This is a genomic window from Kribbella pittospori (genome assembly GCF_004331465.1).
GTDB classification, from domain to species: Bacteria; Actinomycetota; Actinomycetes; order Propionibacteriales; family Kribbellaceae; genus Kribbella; species Kribbella pittospori.
Genome location: NZ_SJKB01000004.1, coordinates 26,781 through 44,953 on the forward strand (window position 1 = coordinate 26,781; position 18,173 = coordinate 44,953).

Genomic DNA, 18,173 nt, shown 5'->3' on the forward strand with positions numbered 1-18,173 from the left:
GGGGCTTGGTGTGTGGATAACGTGCCGCTGCCGCTGCATGGGTGGGCGGGTGCGGGTAGCCTCCGGGCGCGCACTTTCACCCGCGTGCGGGTTGGCGGGCACGGTTGGGCGCCGCTTCGCGGGTGAAAGCACCCGCCCGGAGGCGGTTGGTGCTGAAGCCTGGCTCGCTCGGCGCTGGCGATGTGCCTGGCTGACGCCGCAGGCGGGTTAGACGACGGCGCCTCGGTCTGGTTGGGCGTCTCGGTCTACTTGGGGGCGTTTGGGGCGTGGGGGTGGGGCTGGGTAGCGGCGTTCCAGTTCTAGGAGCAAGGGGGCCGCAGTGAGGTTGGAGGAGTAGGTGCCGACGAGGATGCCCAGGAGGAGGGCGAGGGCGAAGTCGGCCAGGGAGTCGCCTCCGAGGAAGAGGAGGGCGCTGAGGATGAAGAGGGTAGAGATACCGGTGTTGATGGTTCGGGGCAGGACATTGACGATGGCGGTGTCGATGACCGGGCCGAGGTTCTCGGTGGAGCGGGCGTTGCGGGTCTCGCGGATGCGGTCGAAGACGACGACCGAGTCGTTCACCGTGTAGCCGATGATCGTGAGGATCGCGGCCAGGAAGATCCCGTCGACCGGTTTCCCGGTCCACGCGAACACGCCGACCACGACCGCGACGTTCTGCAGCAACGCCAGCACCGCGCCGGCGCCGAAAGTCCATCGGAACCGCGCAGCCAGATAGATCAGCTGCGCGAGCAGCGCGATCCCGAGCGCGATCAGGCCTTTGTTCCGCAGTTCCTCACCCAGCGACGGCCCGATGCTCTCATTGCGCACCAGCTCCGTACCGCCGCCGACCCGGGAGATCGACTCGCGGATCTTTTCCGCCTCGTCATCACTGATCGTCCCGGTCCGCACGGTGATGTCGTCGGCGCCGGACGCCTGCACCACCGCGTTCGGGTACCCGGCCTCGGCGACCGCGGCCCGCGCCTGGTCCGGCGTGATCCGCTGCACCGTGCTCACCTCGAGCAACCGCCCACCGGTGAACTCGATGCCCAGGTTCAACCCGCGTACGGCGACCCCCGCGAGACTCACGATGATCGCGACAGCCGTGATCACCAGCCACCGACGGCTGTGCTTCATCAACGACGGACGCCGAGCCTCCAGCCAGGTCCGGACCCGCCCGTGCCCCGCGATCCCGCTGATCCGCGGGTGCCGCACCACGAAGCCCCGCGACACGGCGAACTCCGCCAGCACCCGAGTCACGACCAGCGCGGACAACATCGAGGCCACCACACCGATGCTCAGCGTGACCCCGAACCCGCGGACCGGCCCAGCCGCCAGGAAGAACAACAACCCCGCAGCCAGCAGCGTCGTGATGTTCGAGTCGGCGATCGCGGACAGCGCGTTCTGGAAACCACTCCGCAGCGACCGCCGCAGCCCGTCCGTCCGGCCCGCGATGTAGTCCTCACGCGCCCGTTCGAACACAAGAACGTTCGCATCGACCGCCATACCGATGGCCAGCACGAAGCCGGCCAGGCCAGGCAACGTCAGCGTCGCCCCGAGTGCGGTCAGGGCCGCGTACGACATCCCGGCGTACCCGATCAGGCCGAAGACCGCCATCAGGCCGACCAGGCGGTAGACCATGACGATGAACAGCGCGGTGAGCGCCAGCCCGATGATGGCGGCCAGTGCGCTCGCCTGGATCGCATCCTGTCCGAGCGACGGGCCGACTGTGCGCTGGTCGATGACCTCGACCGGCACTGGCAGCGCACCGCCGGAGATCAGGGCGGCGAGGTCCTTCGCCTGCTCCTCGTTGAAGGAGCCGGAGATCGTCGTGTTGCCGCCGCCGATGCCGACGTTGCACAGCTGATTGCCGCCGTTCGGGTCGACCTGCGGCGCGCTGATGATCTCGTTGTCGAGCACGATCGCGATCAGCCGCTGCGGCGTGTTCAGCGGCTGGCAGGCAGCCTTGCCGGTGATGTCGGCCCAGGTCTTGCCGCCGTCGCCCTTGAAGTTCATCTCGACGAACCAGCCCATGGCGGCCTGCTGCGGGTCGAGCCGGCCCTCCGCGCCGCTGACCATCTCGCCCGTCATCGCCGGCTTGGCCAGCCGGAGGAACCCCTGCCCTGTGTCGCTGGGCAGATACAACTCACCCGCGGCCGGTTTGGCCGGCTTCGTCGCGACCTGGTCGAGCACCTCGTGGAAGGTGAGCTGCGCGGTCTTGCCGATCACCTGCGCGGCCTCGCGCGGGTCCTGTACGCCGGGCAGCTCGACGATGATCCGGTTCTCGCCCTGGCGCGTCACGTTCGGCTCGCTGACACCGAGCGCGTCGATCCGCCGGTGCAGCACCTGGGTGGCCCTGTCGGTGGTGTTCTTGTCCGCCTTGACCGTCGGCGAGTCCTTCGCCTCCAGCACGATCTGCGTGCCGCCACGCAGGTCGAGACCGAGCTGCGGCTTGGCCGTCAGCACGACGTACGTCGAGGCTGCCAGCACGAAGAACGCCAGCAGCGCGCGGACGAGGGACGACCGGTTCACAACAGCCTCCGGAGGCTCTCGGCGAGGAGCGCTCAGTGTACGGAGCGGCTGCAAAAGTGCATTCGTGCCTGAACTATTCCGGTGCGTCGATCCCGTGCTCGATCGCGTAGCGGACCAGTTCGGCCCGGTTGTGCAACTGCAGCTTCCGCAGTGTGTTCTGCACGTGATTCTCCACCGTCCGGTGCGACAGCACGAGCCGCGTCGCGATCTGGCGAGCAGTCAGCCCTCGCGCCACCAGACGGAGCACCTCTGTCTCCCGCTCGGTCAGGTGCGGCACCTCCGGTCCCGCACCGAGCCGCCGGTACTCCCCCAGCAGCAGTCCGGCCAGTCCGGCGCTGAACACCGCATCGCCTTCCGCAGTACGTCGTACTGCGTCGTCGAACTCGTCCAACGACGCCGACTTCACCAGATAGCCGGACGCACCGCTCTTCACCGCGTCCAGTACGTCGCTCTGCTCGGCGCTGGCCGACAGCACCAGCACGCGCGTGTCCGGCAGCGCAGCCGTGATCTCCCGGGTCGCATCGACGCCGGACCCGTCGCCGAGCTGCAGATCCATCACCACCACGTCCGGCCGCGTCGCCAGCGCGATCTTCACCGCACCCGACACGTCCGAGGCCGTCGCGCACACGTCGTATCCGCGACTCCCCAGGTCCCGCGCCACACCCTCGCGCCACATCGGATGGTCGTCGACGATCATCACGCGTGTCATGTAGCCACCTTCAGCTCCCACTCGGTTCCCTCGCCCGGGGCGGTCCGGACCATGACTGTGCCACCCAGATCGGCGATCCGGCCGCGGATCGACTCGCTGACGCCCAGGTGCCCGTCGACGCGGGCCTGCTCCAGCCGGGCAGGCGTCGTACCGATCCCATCGTCGCGGATCGATACCACCACCTCGTCGCCGAGGTCCTCGACCACCACCCAGGACCGGGCATCCGGTCCCGCGTGCTTGTCCACGTTGCTCAGCGCTTCGTTGACCGCAGCCACCAGTTCGGCAGCGGTTGCGGCCGGCAACAGGACCGATGCGGCAGGTACGACGACGTCCACCCGGGTGGTGGCCAGCGGCAACAACAGCCCGCACAGGTCGACGCTGCCGCCCTCGCCGACCGTCGGACGGGACGACATCAGGGTGCGCAAGGCAACTTCCTGCTCAGCAGCCAGCTCTGCCAGCTCCAGCGCCTCACCGCCTATCGCCGTACCGCGTCGCTGCACCTGGGCGAGCACCTGCAGTACTCCGTCGTGGATGGACCGACTGAGCCGGAGCCGCTCGGCGGTAGCACTCTCCGTCGCAATGGCCTCGCGCAGGCGCGCTCCCGCCTGCCGCATGGTCGAGGCGGCGTACCCGACGACCAGTCCGGCGACCAGGAGCAGTTGCACGTTGCCGAGGATCTTCGGCACGTGGTCGACACCACGCAGCGACAGCAGCGCCAGGCTCACGATCACGGCGCCGAGCAGACCGCCGTCCCGCCCGCGGGAGATGGCCAGCGCGAGCACCGGTCCGGCCGCCCAGACCGAGGTCAGCACGGAGGCGCCCGCGCGGATGTCCAGTAGCGGCTGCGCGAGCAGGGTCGCGTACATGCAGCCGACCGTGATGACCAGGTCGGCGAACGCGAGCCGGGTGTTGCGGCGTCCCCAGCGCCGGCTGTAGCCGATCGAGGAGACCACGGTCCAGACACCCATGACGGCCAGTTGCAGGGCCGCCCCGGACGGCCGGACGATCCCGTCCCACCGCGTCCAGACGCCGAAGCACGCGAACCCGAAGGCGATCACGCGGAAGGCGACCAGGGCACGCCACAACGGCTGCAGGAGGTCGACGGGGTCGGACTTCACCGGGACAGTCTGCCAACCGACCGGATCGCCGCGGCTGAGGCGTCGTACCGGACTGGTCAGGTAGTCCTACTCATGGCGCAGGATTCCCCGCAGGTTTCCCGGATTTACCGCCATCCACTTCAGCTCTGCCGGTTTTCGCCGTACTCTCGCGCAAAACACGCTCGGGGGAGCTTCGATCACGCCGCGTCACCATGCACTGGTGGCGCGGCGGCAGCGACCAAGCATGGAGGGGAATCGTGCGCAAGCTACCCGCCGGGTTGTTCAGCCTGGCCCTTGCGGCGACGTTCGGACTGAGTATGGCTTCGTCCGGCAACGCCGCCCCGCCCGAAGGGGCTCCCGCAGCCACGAGTGCCAGTGAGCCGGCCCAGACGTCCGACGAGCTGTCGAGCCCGCTCGAGGACCAACGTCGCGAACTGCGCCAGGAAGCACTGTCCAAGGTGCTGAACGGCACCGCCAAGGCCGAGAAACGCGGCGCCAGCACGGTCGTGAAGGTCGGCACCAAGTCGGCCGCGGCCAAGGGCCAGACCGGCCCGAAGGCCCAGCAGAAGGTCGACCAGTACGTCGAGCTGAGCCGGGAGAAGACCGACCGGATCTTCGTGATCCTGGCCGAGTTCGGCAACGAGCGGCACCCGAGCTACCCGGACAAGGACCAGGCCCCGAGCATCCCCGGCCCGGCCACGTTCGAGGGGCCCCTGCACAACGCGATCCCGGAGCCGGACCGCTCGGTCGACAACTCGACCGTCTGGCAGGCCGACTACAACCAGCAGCACTTCCAGGACATGTACTTCGGCAACGGCAACTCCGTGAAGAAGTACTACGAGAAGCAGTCCTCGGGCCGCTACTCGGTCTCCGGTGAGGTCACCGACTGGGTCAAGGTGAAGTACAACGAGGCCCGCTACGGTCGCTCGAACGGCTTCCCCTGCACCGGCAACGTCTGCAACAACACCTGGTTCCTGATCCAGGACGCGGTGAACCAGTGGGTCGCCGACCAGGAGGCGGCCGGCCGGACCAAGGCGCAGATCACCGCCGACCTGAAGACGTTCGACCAGTGGGACCGCTACGACTTCGACGGTGACGGCGACTTCAACGAGCCGGACGGCTTCATCGACCACTTCCAGATCGTGCACGCCGGCGGCGACCAGGCCGACGGCGACCCGCAGCAGGGCGAGGACGCGATCTGGTCGCACCGCTGGTACGCCGGCTTCCCCGGCGGCCCGGCGAACAACCCGATCGGTGGCGCCCAGATCGGCGACACCGGCATGTGGGTCGGTGACTACACGATCCAGCCGGAGAACGGCGGCGTCAGCGTCTTCGCGCACGAGTACGCGCACGACCTCGGCCTGCCGGACGAGTACGACACCTCCGGTGCGGCCGTCGAGAACGGCGTGAACTGGTGGACCCTGATGGCCCAGAGCCGGGTCAGCGCGGCCACCGACGGCGGGCTCGGCGAGCGTGCGGCCGACCTGAACGCGTGGGACAAGCTCCAGCTGGGCTGGCTGGACTACGAGATCGTCAACGCCGGCCAGAAGCGGACCGTCGAACTCGGCCCGCACGAGTACAACTCGACGAAGGCCCAGGGGTTGGTGGTGACGCTGCCGAAGAAGGCCCGCGTCAACGAACTCGTGCCACCAGCGGCCGGGTCCAAGTCGTGGTGGAGCGGCGCCGGCGACAACTTCACCCACACGATGAACCGCCAGGTCACGCTCCCGGCCGGAGCACCGGCCAGCCTCACGTTCCAGGCCAACTGGGACATCGAGGACTGCGGTACGACGGCCTGTGACTACGCCTACGTCGAGGTGAACGACGGCACCGGCTACAAGCCGATCCCCGGCAGCATCGCGAACGCGGCCGAGGGCAACGGCATCGACGGCAAGAGCAACGGCTGGAAGCCGGCGACCTTCGACCTGTCCGCCTACGCGGGCAAGACGGTCGGTCTGCAGTTCCGCTACACCACCGACCCGAACACCGGCGGCAAGGGCTTCTTCGCCGACGAGATCAACGTGACCTCCGGGACCACCACGGTGCTGACGTCGGGCGCGGAGACCTCGCCGGACGGCTGGACGCTGAACGGCTTCAGCGCCCAGGGCGCGAGCTTCACCAGCATGCACGACAACTACTACCTGGCGTCGCACATCAACTACGTCGACCAGGACCAGTACCTGAAGACCGGTCCGTACAACTTCGGCTTCCTGAACACGTTGCCGGACAAGGTCGAGCACTTCCCGTACCAGGACGGTCTGCTGGTCTGGTACTGGGACACCTCGTTCAACGACAACAACACCAACACCCACCCGGGCGGCGGACTCATCCTGCCGGTCGACTCGCACCCGACCCCGATCAACCGGATCGACGGCCAGGTCTGGCGGCCGCGGGTGAGCGCGTACGACGCGCCGTTCGGTCTGGAGAAGGCGGACTCGTTCACCCTGCACATCAACGGGCAGGCGAGCTACGTCCGCGGCCAGGACGCCGTACCGACGTTCAACGACAGCAAGCAGTACTGGTCGGCGGACCTGCCGACGAGCAGCGTCAAGGTCCCGAACAACGGGGTCAACATCAAGGTCCTGTCCCGCAGTGGGACGACCATGAAGGTCCAGGTGTCGAAGCGCAGCTGACCTGCTGAGCAACACAGAACGGCCCCGGGAGGATCATCCTCCCGGGGCCGTTCTTTGTGTCTGCCTTACTGAGCCGTTGCCACCTGGTACGGCGTCAGGTCGCCGGCCAGGTCCCCGTGGACCCGGGCGGTGACGCGAGTGCCGTCGGCGGTGTGCTCCAGCTGGTCGACCGAGCCCTCGGAGTGGATCCGGGAGACCAGGTCACCACGCTCGTACGGGAGCAGCAGGTCGAGCGCTACGTCCGGCTGCGGCAGTGAGGCCTCGACCAGCGCCTTCAGCTTGTCGATGCCCTCGCCGGTGCGGGCCGACACGACGATCGCGCGCGGCTCGCGGTGCAGGATCGGGGCCAGCGCCATCGGGTCGGCCAGGTCGGCCTTGTTGATGACGATGATCTCCGGGACGTCCGAGGCGCCGATCTCGCTCAGCACCTCGCGAACCGCCTGGATCTGCGCGAACGGGTCGGCGTGCGAGCCGTCGACCACGTGCAGCAGGAGGTCCGCGTCCGCGACCTCCTCCAGCGTCGACCGGAACGCCTCGACGATGTCGTGCGGCAGGTGCCGGACGAACCCGACCGTGTCGGTGAACGTGTACACGCGGCCGTCGGACGTCGTCGTACGCCGGGTGGTCGGGTCCAGGGTCGCGAACAGGGCGTTCTCGACCAGGACTCCGGCTCCGGTGATCTTGTTCAGCAGCGAGGACTTGCCGGCGTTGGTGTAGCCCGCGATCGCGACCGACGGGATCGCGTGTCGGCGGCGCTCCTGGCGCATCGTCGACCGCGTGCCCTTCATGCCCTTCAGCTCACGCCGCAGCTTGGAGATCTTGGTGTTGATCCGGCGCCGGTCGGTCTCGATCTTGGTCTCACCGGGACCACGGCCACCGATACCGCCACCGGCCGCACCGACGCGTCCACCGGCCTGGCGGGACAGGTTGCCACCCCAACCACGCAGGCGCTGCTTCATGTACTGCAGCTGGGCCAGCTCGACCTGGGCCTTGCCTTCCTTGCTCTTCGCGTGCTGGGCGAAGATGTCCAGGATCAGCGCGGTCCGGTCGACCACCTTGACCTTGAGCTTGTCCTCCAGGTTGCGCAGCTGCGCCGGGGCGAGCTCGCCGTCCGCGATCACCGTGTCCGCGCCGAGCGACGCGACCAGGTTGCGCAGGTCGGCCACCTTGCCGGAACCGATGAAGGTCGCCGGGTCGGGCTTCTTCCGCCGCTGGATCACACCGTCCAGTACCTCGGAACCGGCGGTCTCGGCGAGCAGCTTCAGCTCGGCCAGCGAGTTCTCCGCGTCCTCGGCGCTGCCCTCGGTCCAGACGCCGACCAGCAGTACCCGCTCGAGCAGCAGCTTGCGGTACTCGACCTCGCTGATGTCGGTCAGCTCGGTCGACATGCCGACTACACGGCGTAGCGCCTGGCGCTCCTCGAGCTCCAGCCCATCGGTGCTCAACTCTGGGCTCAACTCGGAGTCGTAGGCAGTGTCGTCATCGTGACCCGTCAACGAGTCGCCTGAGTCATCGCCCTGAACCAGGTCGAGTTCGACGTCGGTGGTCTCATCGTAAAAGTTCGAATGGGTCGTCATATACCTTCCATCGTGGCACGGGCCACCAGTACAAGCGACCCGATTTAGGTAGTCAACGCCCCACGCGATACCTGAATTCCCCTTCAGGCCGGCAGCCAGGCCCGATCGAACTCCCCGCGAGCGTGCAGAACGGCCGGTCCGGTCAGCTCCAGGTGGTTGTCCGCACGCCACGTCACGGTGACTTCCCCACCCGGTACGCCGACGCGGTACGTGACCGGCAGTTCCTCCCGGGCCGCCCGCGCAGCCGCCACGGCGACGGCACAGGTGCCGGTCCCGCAGGAACGCGTCTCGCCGGCTCCACGCTCGTGCACCCGCATCTCCACGTCCCGCGGACCACGCCGTACGACGAACTCCAGGTTGACGCCGGCGGGAAACGCTTCCTGGGGCGACCAGGTGGGCTGGTCGCAGAGGTTGCCCGGCTCGCGCAGGTCGTCGACGAAGGCCACCGCGTGCGGGTTGCCCATGTCCACGTGGACGGCGGGCCACTGGTGACCGTTCGCCTCCACGACGATGCCCGCCGCCGTGGGCAGCACGGGCTCGCCCATGTCCACGGTGAGCGTGCCGTCGTCGTTCTGCACGACCTCCTTGACCCCGGCGCGGGTCCCGACCCGGACCGGCTTGTCCCCGGTCAATCCAGCCTCGGCGAGATACCGAGCGAACACTCGTACGCCGTTCCCGCACATCTCCGCGATCGAGCCGTCCGAGTTGCGGTAGTCCATGAACCAGTCGCCGCCGTCCTCGACGTACGACTGCTTGCCGCCCTCGATCACCCGCAGTACGCCGTCCGCCCCGAGGCCCGCGTGCCGGTCGCAGAGGAACCGCACCAGCTCCGCATCGAGGTCTCCGTGGACCGAACCGTCGGGGTCGGGCAGGATCACGAAGTCGTTCTCCGTGCCATGCCCCTTCAGCCAGTCAAACGTGCTCATACCGAAGATCGTACGGTGTCCCTCATGGAGCTGATCGCCTACTTCTGGGAGCAGGAGGACGCCGAAGCCGCCGCCGAACGGCTGGACGGCCAGGTCCGGCGCGGGCGTTTCCACGGCGAGGACGACGACGAGGACCACCCGTGGGTCGTCGTACTGCGCGATGTGGACAAGGCCGAGGTGGACGAGATCGTGGCGGAGTACGACGGATGGCTCGAGACCACGGCCGAGGTCGAGCCCGCCGCTCATCCCCCGCTGCCCACCGCTCCCAAGCGGTTCAAGAAAGCGTGAGCACCCGGCCCGGCCGTGCGTCAGTCGGTACGCCGTCCGTCAGCACCGGTTGGCCCGCGACGAGCATGTGCTCGATGCCGACCGACAGTTGCCACGGATCGTCGTACGTGGACCGATCGGCGACCTGAGCCGGATCGAGTACGACGAGGTCCGCCACGGCACCGGCTTTGATCACACCGCGGTCGTCGAAGCCCAGGCGGGACGCCGGGAGCGAGGTCATCCGCCGGATTGCCTCGGGCAACGTGAGGACGCCGAGGTCGCGGGTGTAGCGGCCGAGGACGCGGGGGAACGTGCCGAAGTTGCGGGGATGCGGGTGACCGTTGCCGGTGGCATCGAGGATCCAGCCGTCGCTCGCAACGCTCGTGCACGGGTGCTGCAGCACGGTGACGACGTCGTCCTCGTTCATCGCGTGGTTGACCACGCTGACCGCGGCCCGGTGATGTTCGAGCACGCGCAGGGCGGCCTCGGCCGCGTCCACCTCGTCGCGGCGAGCGATCTCGGTCAGGCTGAGACCACGGCAGTCCTCGTACCGGCCGGGTGGCAGCGATGCGATGACTACGGCGTTCCCATCGAACAGGTCGCGGGTCCGGATGGCGTCCGCGATGCGTTCGCGTTCGGTCCGGTCGGCGAGCCTGGCCAGGAGGGCATGCGGGCCGCCGTCCATCGCCCACGTGGGCAGCCGGGCTGTGAGCGTCGTACTGGAGGCTGTGTAGGGGTAGACGTCCCAGGCCACGTCGACTCCGTCTGCACGGGCTTGGTCGAGGAGCTCGAGTGCGGCGGTGACGAGGCCATAGTTCGCCTTGCCTACTGCCTTCAGGTGCGAGACCTCGAGCCTCGCTCCGGCGGCCCTCGCAGCGGCGATCGCCTCGTCCAGTGCCTTCAGCAGGTCCGCGCCTTCGTTGCGGATGTGCGTCGAGTAGAGCAGACCGCACTCGGCCGCGGTTGCCACCAGGGCAGCCACCTCGAACGACTCGGCGTACGCGCCGGGGGCGTAGATCAGCCCGGTCGAGAAGCCGACAGCACCTTGATCGGCGGCCTTGCGCAGCAGGTCCTGCATCGTCCGCAGTTCGTCCGGCGACGGCGCCCGCTCGGCGCTGCCCATCGCAGCGATCCGGAGCGACGAGTGCCCGACCTGCAGTGCGAGGTTCACGGCGGGTTCCAAGGGAGCGGCGAACTCACTCGTGTCCCGCCACGACCAGTCGTGTTGCGGGTCGAGGAACGCCGTACCTGCCTTCATGGACTCCAGGTCGGTGATCGGGAACGGCGACCAGCCGCAGTTCCCGGTGACCAGCGTGGTGACGCCCTGATGCAGCTGCGTGATCGCGTCCGGCGACGTACGCACGCTGAAGTCCGCATGCGAGTGCAGGTCGATGAACCCCGGTGCCACGATGTTGCCCGCGGCATCGATCACCTCGGCGTCGGCCGGCGCGGAGTCAGCCGGCAGTACGTCGGCGATCCGGTCGCCGTCGATCAGTACCGTTGCAGCGACGGCGTCCGCACCGCTGCCGTCCAGGACGAGGCCACCCGTGATCGCGATCATGTTGTCACCAGCAATATCACGGCGTACATCACGCAGGCGGGCACAAGCATCATCCATCCGGTGATCAGCATGCTCTTCAGGTCGGAGGATCGGGCCAGACCCATCGCACCGACCATGTTGGCGTTCGGGAACGGGCCGTAGGTGTCAGCCTTCGATGCGAACAGCAACACCACAACCCAGGCGCCCGGTCCGACCCCAGCGCTCGCGGCGAGCGTCCCGAACACCTTGTCCAGCAGGACGACCTGGGCCGCGGTCGCACCCGGTACGCCGACCCAGCCGAGCAAGGCGATCGCGATCGCCACCCCGAACCCAGAGACCGTCGCGAGCTCCGGACCGAGCTGGTCGAGGATGACCTTGAACGGCGCGAGCTGGTCGATCAGTGCGAAGAGGGCCGCGAGCAACCAGAACAGCAGCAGAATGCTGATCAGCTTGGCGCCGCCGCGGTACATGTGCTCGGCGATGTCCTTCGCGGAGAGCCGTCCGGCCAACCCGGTGACGATGCCCAGTACCGGCAGCGCGAGCAGGGGGAAGTTGGTGCCGGCCTCGGTCACCGTCGCGTACACGACACTGCCGACCAGTACGACGAGGAACGTGGCCGTCGCGAACCGTGGCGCGCGAGCGGTCGTCGCACTGTCGTCGGTGACGAGTTCGGCCAGGTCGTAGTCGTCGCCGGTGTTCGCGGTCCGGCGCTGGATGTAGGCGACCACGAACGGGCCGAGCACCAGCGAGAGCAGTGCCAGCGGACCAGCGCCGTACCCGAGGTAGGTCAGGTAGTTGACGTCGGCCGCGGTCATGATCGCCACGTTCGAACCGGCGAAGGGCGCGATCGTCAGGCCGGCGCAGCCGCCGATGAAGATCATCGACGCGGTCGCGGCGCGGGTGTAGCCCAGCCGCGCGGTGATCGGCAGCACGATCGGCGCCGCGATGGCCAGCGCACCGGCCAGCGTGCCGAGGCTGGCGACGAGGGCCAGGCAGGCGACCATCACGCCGAGCACGACCGCGACCTTGCTGCGGTTGCCGGCCACCCGCATCACGCCGGACACGATCGTCGAGGCCACGCCGGTGACTCTGAGGACCTCGCCGACACCGGCGCCGAGCACGATGATCAGGCCGATCGCGGTCACGGAGTCCGCCAGCGACTTGCCCAGCAACGTGCCGGTCTCGATCGGGCTCAGTCCGGCAATCAGTACGCCGGACAGCACCGCGACGACCGTGCCGACGACGATGTCCATGCCGAGCAGGCACAGGACGGCGTACAGCACGATCGGCAGCAGGCCCCACAGCGTCGGGCCGTCGGTGAGCAGGCCGGCGACGATCGAGACGACCAGCCCGGCCGCGGCCAGCGCGTTCACCAGCCGGCGGCGCCCGGGCGCGACGTCGACCTGGTAGGCGTTCGCAGACGTGGTCGTGCTCTTCTGGTCCTGGCTCATCAAGAGTCCTGTTCGTTTCAGAGGGACAGCGTGGCAACGGTGTTCGCGGCGATCAGATCCGCGTCGACCGTGTGCCCGAGGCCGGTTTCCGTCGGCACCTGGACGACACCTCGGGTGGCAGTCACCGGAGGCGTGATCACGTCCTGGGCGTAGTACTTCTCCGAGGCGGAGACATCCGAGGGGAGGGAGAAACCGGGCAAGCTGGAGATGGCGACATTGGCGGCGCGGCCGATGCCGAACTCGTGCATGCCGCCGCACCAGACCGGGATGCCGGCCTGCTGAGCGCGGTCATGCGCGGCGCGGGCGGCGGTCAGGCCACCCATCCGCGAGACCTTGATGTTGAGCACCTTCAGCGCCTCGAGAGCTAGGGCGGTGTCGAGGTCGTCGACGGTCTCGATGCTCTCGTCCAGGCAGATCGGGGTCGCCATCGCCTGCTGCAGGCGGGCGTGGGCGAGCAGGTCTCGCGGCGCGAACGGCTGCTCGATCATCGTCAGGCCGAACTCGTCCAGCGCGCGCAGCCCGTCCGACTGCTCCGCGGAATAGATGCCGTTGGCATCGACATGGAGATCCAGCTCCGGGTACGCCGCTCGCACCGCACGCACCGGTTCGACGTCCCAGCCGGGCGCGATCTTCAGCTTGACCCGCGGATAGCCGGCCGCGACCTGGCGCTCGACCTCGGCCAGCAGATCGTCGATGGTCGGCTCGATCCCGAGCGACACCCCGGCGACAACCTCGGTCCGCGTCCCGCCGAGTGCCTCGGCCAACGGCACACCTCGCACGCTCGACCACAACACCCAGGCGGCGACATCCACGCCGGCCTTGGCGAAGTGGTTGCCACGAACCTTCGCCCACAACTGCGGAACCTGCTCGGGCCGCTCCCAGGTCTGCCCGAGCACGGCCGGAAGGAGGTAGTGCTCGGCAATCTGCCAGCACGTCTCGACGGTCTCCGGCGCGTAGTACGGATCCGACGGCGAAGCGATCTCGCCCCAACCAACGGCTCCCGACGCGTCTTCCAACTCGACGAGGATGTGATCGAGGTAGGTCTTGCGGTGTGAGCTGGTGCGGAACGCGTGCACCAGCGGCATCCGGACCCGGTGCAGCCGGGCCGCGGTGATCTTCAGGTCAGTTGACATACAAGCCCAGCTCCGTGTTCAACCGGTCGCGCTCCCCCAGCCGCCGGCGCGCGCCCTTCGCGCTCGCCGTGGTCAGCGTCGCCAGCACGTGCAGGACGGCCGCCACCACCGTCGGCGAATCGACGTACGACGCACTGCCGGTGGCGACGTAGATGGACTGGTCCGCGAGCTTCGCCAGCGGCGCGTCCTCGAAGTCCGTGACGGCAACGAGTTCGCCACCGGCCTCGACGAATCTGCGGGCGATCTCGACCGTGTCGCGGCGATACCGGCGCAGCGAGAACGCGACCATCAGGTCACTCGAGCGGACGTCGGACAGTACGTCGACGCCGCGGACGACGGTGCCGTCGATCAGGGTCACCTGGGACAGGCCGGCGCTCAGGTCGAAGGCGAGCAGCGAGGCGTACGAGAACGACTTTGCGGAACCGATGATGAACCGGCGGCGGGCGGCGACGATCCGGGCGGCCGCCTGGGCGATCGAGTCGTCGGCCAGGATCTCGTCCAGTGCCTGCTCGATCGAGGCTCGCTCCTGTTCGACCACGCGTCGCTGCAACATCGTCGACGACCGGCGCTGGAGGCGGGCGTCGTACCGCTCCTGCGGGCTGGCCAGTTCGCGGTTCCGCAGATCGTCAGACATCGTCCACCGGTCCGAAGTAGTAGACGGCGTTCCCGTCCGGCAGCCTGCGGCAGGACACCGCGGCGAGACCCTTGGCGAACAACTCCTCGAACGCCGCTCGCACCTCGTGCCGGTCCTTGTCCGTTGACTCGGCCGGCATCACCAGCTCGGTCAGCTCGTGGTCAGGGACAGGGTTGGGTTTGTCGGTGAGGTCCCACTCGACCACGACCCGGTCCGTGCCAGGGCCGTACATGTCCGGGGCGAACCAGCGACCGCGGGCGCCGAGCACATCGAAGTTGAAGTGCCCGTTGCGGATCTGGAACGGATCGTAGGTCCAGCGCATCCGGGTCATGCCCGAGCCGAGCGCCACCTCACGCTGCGCGTACTTCAGCTGCCGGCCCAGACCGCGTCCCTGGTGTCCCGCGGCGACCACGGCCGACTGCGAGTAGTGGTAGAAGCCGCGCTTGTCGGTGCCGCAGAATCCATACGCGAAGGCGACGAGCCGATCGCTCTCGTCCAGTACGCCGACCACCGATCCGCCGTTGCTCGCCAGTGCACCGAGCAGCCGCGGGTTCAGCCCGTAGTCGGGGTGCTGGTAGCCGAAGACCTCGCGATACAGCACCGCGGCCTCGGCGTACCGGTCCTGGGTGGTGAGCGAGACGGATCTGAAGCTGTCCTGCACCGGCCCACTCCTCTCAAAGATACGTAACAGATCCTGAGTAAATCCCCTGGACAACAAGGGAGTCAATCGGTGACCAAATGATGATACGTTGCATATCTATGATGATCGATCGACTCCGGGAGTACGTCGGGCACGAGACGCCGACCGGTGACGCCCAGGCCCTGAACGCCTTCGCCGACCGGCTCCTCGACCGGTACGCCGAGCTCGGCGGGACCGCCCGTCGCGTCGCGGCACCGACCGGCGACCACGTCGTTGCCGACTTCCCCGGCCGCGGTCCGCTCGCTGCTGAGGCGCCGCTGCTCTTCATCGGTCACCACGACACGGTCTGGCCGATCGGGCAACTGCGCGAAGTGATGCCCTGGCGCGAGCAGGACGGACTGCTGCACGGTCCCGGCGTCTTCGACATGAAGGGTGGACTCGTCGTTCTGGAGGCGGCGCTCGAGCAGATCGCGGATCGCGATCATCGCCCGGTGCGCGTCGTCGTGGTCGCGGACGAGGAGGTCGGATCGCCGACCGCCCGCGAGCTCGTCGCCGCCGAATCATCCGGCGTGGTCGCCGCCTTCGGTTTCGAATCGCCGCTGCCGAACGGCGACCTCAAGACCGCGCGCCGCGGCAGCAGCCGGGTCCGGATCGAGGTCACCGGCCGCGAGGCGCACGCCGCGCTCGAACCCAGCCGGGGCGTCTCCGCGATCGACGAGCTCATCGACCAACTGATCGCCGTACGCGCGCTGGTCTCGTCGTACGACGACGTTCTGTGCAACGTCGGCACGATCACGGGAGGTGGACGGACGAACGTCGTACCCGGGGCGGCCGCTGCCGACGTCGGGTTCCGGTTCATCGATCCTGAGACCGAGCGGGCGGTCCTGGATGCCGTGACGAGTCTCGAGCCGATCCGGCCCGACGCTCAGTTGCAGGTTTCGGTGATGTCGAACCGGCCTGCTTGGCAGCCGTCGGCGGCGACCGATGAGCTGCTGCAGAAGGTGCAGGCGGCCGCGCGATCGGTTGGTCAAGAGATCGATGGTGCGCCGGCGTCAGGTGCCGCGGACACCAACCTGACCGGCTGGCTGGGCATCCCGACCCTGGACGGCCTGGGGCCCCGGGGTAAGGGCGCCCACGCCGTCCACGAGCAGGTGATCGCGGCGAGCCTGGCCGAACGTGCGAGCCTGGTCGCCGCGATCATCACGACTATCTAGGCCACAACTGTTTGACCGTTCCCGCCGCTCCCCCACCACGTCGCGTGGGCTCAGCGGCGGCGAGGATCCCACCACCCGGCAGGAACTCCAGCGCGGCAACCGCACCGATCTCGGCGGCCGACGTGAACGCGTCGCCCGACGGGACCAACGTGTGGCCGTAGGGTTTGAGGACTGCGTCGTACGCGTCGATGAACGGCGGCTCGGCCGTCACGGTCACGGTGTTGCGCTGGGACGCACGCGGTGCCGCGATCGCCTCCGGCAACGTCATGTCGCGGTCGAGCCGGTTGGTCAGAGTCTGCAGGACGGTCGTGATGATGGTCGAACCACCTGGCGAGCCCAACGCGAGGAACGGCTTGCCGTCGCGCAGCACGATCGTCGGCGACATCGAGGATCGCGGCCGCTTACCCGGCTGGATCCGGTTCGGGTCGGCCTCGTCGTAGACCGCGGAGAAGTCGGTCAGCTCGTTGTTCAGCAGGAACCCGCGACCTGGCACCGTGATGCCGCTGCCGCCGGTCTGCTCGATCGTCAACGTGTACGAGACGACGTTGCCCCACTTGTCGGCGGCCACCAGATGGGTGGTCGACAGACCTTCGGTGTCCGGCCGCTGCTCGGTCGCCACGCCCTTCGCGCAGTGCGAGTACTTGCCGTCGGGCGAGCCGGCCTTCACCGGCTTGGTCGCGGCGTGATCCGGGTCGATCGAGCAGGACCGCTCGGCGCCGAATCCACGCGACAACAGCTCCTTCGTCGGTACGTCGACGTACGCCGGATCACCGACGTACGCGGCTCGATCCGCGAAGGCGAGGGCGGATGCCTCGAGGTAGGTGTGCAAGGCCTGCGGGGTGTCCATCTTGTCCAGATGCAGCGGCTGGAGGATGTTCAGCGCCTCGCCGACCGTGGTCCCGCCGGATGACGACGGCGGCATGCCATACACGTCCAAGCCGTCGTAGCGGACCTTCGTCGGTTCCCGGTTGATCGTCTTGTACTTCGCGAGGTCGCTGGTCGTGAGGTACCCGGGCATCACCGGCAACGTCGCGCCCGCGGCCTTGGGCGGGGTCTTCACGACTGCCTCGATCTCGGACGCGAGCGGGCCGTCGTAGAAGGCCGACGTACCCTCCTTGCCGAGCATCCGGTAGGTGTCGGCGAGCTCCGGGTTCTTGAACAGCGAGCCGACCTGCGGCGCGTCACCGCCGGGGAGGAACAGCTTGGCCGTCGGCACGATCGCGCTGAACCGCGCCTTGTTGTCCAAGGTTTGGCCGCGGAACGTGTCGTCCACGACGAAGCCGCGATCGGCCAGGTCGGCGGCCGGCTTGAGTGCGTTGCCCAGCGACAGCGAACCCCAGTGCCGCAGCGCCGAGTCCCAGGTCGCCAAGGTGCCCGGGATGCCGACCGAGACGCCGGACGTCACCAGCTCCGGGGTGAAGCGGTACGGCTCACCGGTTGCCGGGTCGATGAACGCGTCGTTGGGCATCGTGGCGGGCGCGGTCTCGCGGCCGTCGATCGTGAACACCTTGTGTTTCTTGGCGTTGTAGTACACGAAGTACCCGCCTCCGCCGACTCCCGCGGAGTACGGCTCGGTCACCCCGAGCGCGGCTGCGGTGGCCACTGCGGCGTCGACCGCGTTGCCGCCACGACGCAGTACGCCGAGGCCGACGTTCGTTGCTTCGGGATCGACGGAGGCGACCGCACCACCGAACCCGATGGCGGTCGGATGCTTGGCCGGCGGCTGCGGCGGGCCGGCGACCGCGCCGCTCGCACTCAGGCCGGACAAGACGAGGGCACCTGCAGACAGGGATGCGACCAGCTTCTTCACCAGTTCTCCCGCGGGGCGTCGGCATACAGGGACA

At 68.5% G+C, this 18,173-nt stretch carries 14 protein-coding genes; 3 read left to right on the forward strand and 11 right to left on the reverse strand.

Annotated features, from left to right (window positions below; genetic code table 11):
* Positions 1-207: 207 nt before the first annotated feature.
* From secD to macS, 3 genes are all read right to left on the reverse strand, one after another.
* On the reverse strand, positions 208-2,508 hold the full coding sequence (secD, locus tag E0H73_RS13710) for a protein translocase subunit SecD (protein ID WP_131354855.1): 2,301 nt from the start codon (positions 2,506-2,508) through the stop codon (positions 208-210).
* Between the two features lie 73 nt (positions 2,509-2,581).
* On the reverse strand, positions 2,582-3,217 hold the full coding sequence (locus E0H73_RS13715) for a response regulator (RefSeq protein ID WP_131354858.1): 636 nt from the start codon (positions 3,215-3,217) through the stop codon (positions 2,582-2,584).
* Entirely contained in the window at positions 3,214-4,335 is a 1,122-nt protein-coding gene (gene macS / locus E0H73_RS13720) for a MacS family sensor histidine kinase (protein ID WP_131354861.1), read from the reverse strand. Before macS ends, E0H73_RS13715 begins: the two co-directional genes overlap by 4 nt.
* A 236-nt stretch (positions 4,336-4,571) precedes the next feature.
* Here macS and E0H73_RS13725 point away from each other — a divergent pair, with 236 nt between their 5' ends.
* On the forward strand, positions 4,572-6,947 hold the full coding sequence (locus E0H73_RS13725) for an immune inhibitor A domain-containing protein (protein WP_131354864.1): 2,376 nt from the start codon (positions 4,572-4,574) through the stop codon (positions 6,945-6,947).
* Positions 6,948-7,012: 65 nt separating this feature from the next.
* Here E0H73_RS13725 and hflX read toward each other — a convergent pair whose 3' ends face one another.
* Together hflX and dapF are read right to left on the reverse strand one after the other, a co-directional pair.
* Positions 7,013-8,524: a GTPase HflX gene (gene hflX / locus E0H73_RS13730; RefSeq protein WP_131354866.1), complete on the reverse strand. Its 1,512-nt coding sequence runs from the start codon at positions 8,522-8,524 to the stop codon at positions 7,013-7,015.
* A gap of 83 nt (positions 8,525-8,607) precedes the next feature.
* A complete protein-coding gene (gene dapF / locus E0H73_RS13735; protein WP_131354869.1) occupies positions 8,608-9,450 on the reverse strand; it encodes a diaminopimelate epimerase in 843 nt (280 codons plus the stop codon).
* A 24-nt stretch (positions 9,451-9,474) separates the two neighbouring features.
* Here dapF and E0H73_RS13740 point away from each other — a divergent pair, with 24 nt between their 5' ends.
* Entirely contained in the window at positions 9,475-9,738 is a 264-nt protein-coding gene (locus tag E0H73_RS13740; protein WP_131354872.1) for a hypothetical protein, read from the forward strand.
* Here the strand turns inward: E0H73_RS13740 and E0H73_RS13745 are convergent.
* From E0H73_RS13745 to E0H73_RS13765, 5 genes are read right to left on the reverse strand one after another with little or no spacing between them, the layout of a single operon-like run.
* Positions 9,725-11,278 (reverse strand): N-acyl-D-amino-acid deacylase family protein, encoded by a 1,554-nt coding sequence (locus E0H73_RS13745; protein ID WP_131354875.1) that lies wholly within the window; start codon positions 11,276-11,278, stop codon positions 9,725-9,727. The genes E0H73_RS13740 and E0H73_RS13745 overlap by 14 nt on opposite strands.
* A complete protein-coding gene (locus tag E0H73_RS13750; RefSeq protein ID WP_131354878.1) occupies positions 11,275-12,708 on the reverse strand; it encodes a Na+/H+ antiporter NhaC family protein in 1,434 nt (477 codons plus the stop codon). The genes E0H73_RS13745 and E0H73_RS13750 overlap by 4 nt, the downstream gene beginning before the upstream one ends.
* A 17-nt stretch (positions 12,709-12,725) precedes the next feature.
* Complete coding sequence (menC, locus tag E0H73_RS13755; RefSeq protein WP_238163985.1) at positions 12,726-13,841, reverse strand: o-succinylbenzoate synthase; 1,116 nt, start codon at positions 13,839-13,841, stop codon at positions 12,726-12,728.
* Positions 13,831-14,475: a MurR/RpiR family transcriptional regulator gene (locus tag E0H73_RS13760; protein ID WP_131354881.1), complete on the reverse strand. Its 645-nt coding sequence runs from the start codon at positions 14,473-14,475 to the stop codon at positions 13,831-13,833. The genes menC and E0H73_RS13760 overlap by 11 nt, the downstream gene beginning before the upstream one ends.
* Complete coding sequence (locus E0H73_RS13765; RefSeq protein WP_131354884.1) at positions 14,468-15,136, reverse strand: GNAT family N-acetyltransferase; 669 nt, start codon at positions 15,134-15,136, stop codon at positions 14,468-14,470. The genes E0H73_RS13760 and E0H73_RS13765 overlap by 8 nt, the downstream gene beginning before the upstream one ends.
* A 101-nt stretch (positions 15,137-15,237) precedes the next feature.
* Between E0H73_RS13765 and E0H73_RS13770 the strand changes: the two genes are divergently transcribed.
* Positions 15,238-16,329, forward strand: coding sequence for a M20 family metallopeptidase (locus E0H73_RS13770; RefSeq protein ID WP_238163986.1), 1,092 nt, complete (start codon positions 15,238-15,240; stop codon positions 16,327-16,329).
* Here E0H73_RS13770 and ggt read toward each other — a convergent pair.
* On the reverse strand, positions 16,322-18,139 hold the full coding sequence (gene ggt, locus E0H73_RS13775) for a gamma-glutamyltransferase (protein ID WP_238163987.1): 1,818 nt from the start codon (positions 18,137-18,139) through the stop codon (positions 16,322-16,324). The two genes, E0H73_RS13770 and ggt, sit on opposite strands and share 8 nt — an antisense overlap.
* Between the last annotated feature and the right edge of the window lie 34 nt (positions 18,140-18,173).

What these genes read in the sequence shown, in the direction of transcription:
- dapF (WP_131354869.1), bottom strand. Translation starts at nt 9,450, where the DNA reads ATGAGCACGTTTGACTGGCTGAAGGGGCATGGCACGGAGAACGACTTC.
- hflX (WP_131354866.1), bottom strand. Translation starts at nt 8,524, where the DNA reads ATGACGACCCATTCGAACTTTTACGATGAGACCACCGACGTCGAACTC.
- E0H73_RS13740 (WP_131354872.1), top strand. Translation starts at nt 9,475, where the DNA reads ATGGAGCTGATCGCCTACTTCTGGGAGCAGGAGGACGCCGAAGCCGCC.
- E0H73_RS13760 (WP_131354881.1), bottom strand. Translation starts at nt 14,475, where the DNA reads ATGTCTGACGATCTGCGGAACCGCGAACTGGCCAGCCCGCAGGAGCGG.
- E0H73_RS13750 (WP_131354878.1), bottom strand. Translation starts at nt 12,708, where the DNA reads ATGAGCCAGGACCAGAAGAGCACGACCACGTCTGCGAACGCCTACCAG.
- E0H73_RS13745 (WP_131354875.1), bottom strand. Translation starts at nt 11,278, where the DNA reads ATGATCGCGATCACGGGTGGCCTCGTCCTGGACGGCAGCGGTGCGGAC.
- E0H73_RS13770 (WP_238163986.1), top strand. Translation starts at nt 15,238, where the DNA reads ATGATCGATCGACTCCGGGAGTACGTCGGGCACGAGACGCCGACCGGT.
- E0H73_RS13715 (WP_131354858.1), bottom strand. Translation starts at nt 3,217, where the DNA reads ATGACACGCGTGATGATCGTCGACGACCATCCGATGTGGCGCGAGGGT.
- menC (WP_238163985.1), bottom strand. Translation starts at nt 13,841, where the DNA reads ATGTCAACTGACCTGAAGATCACCGCGGCCCGGCTGCACCGGGTCCGG.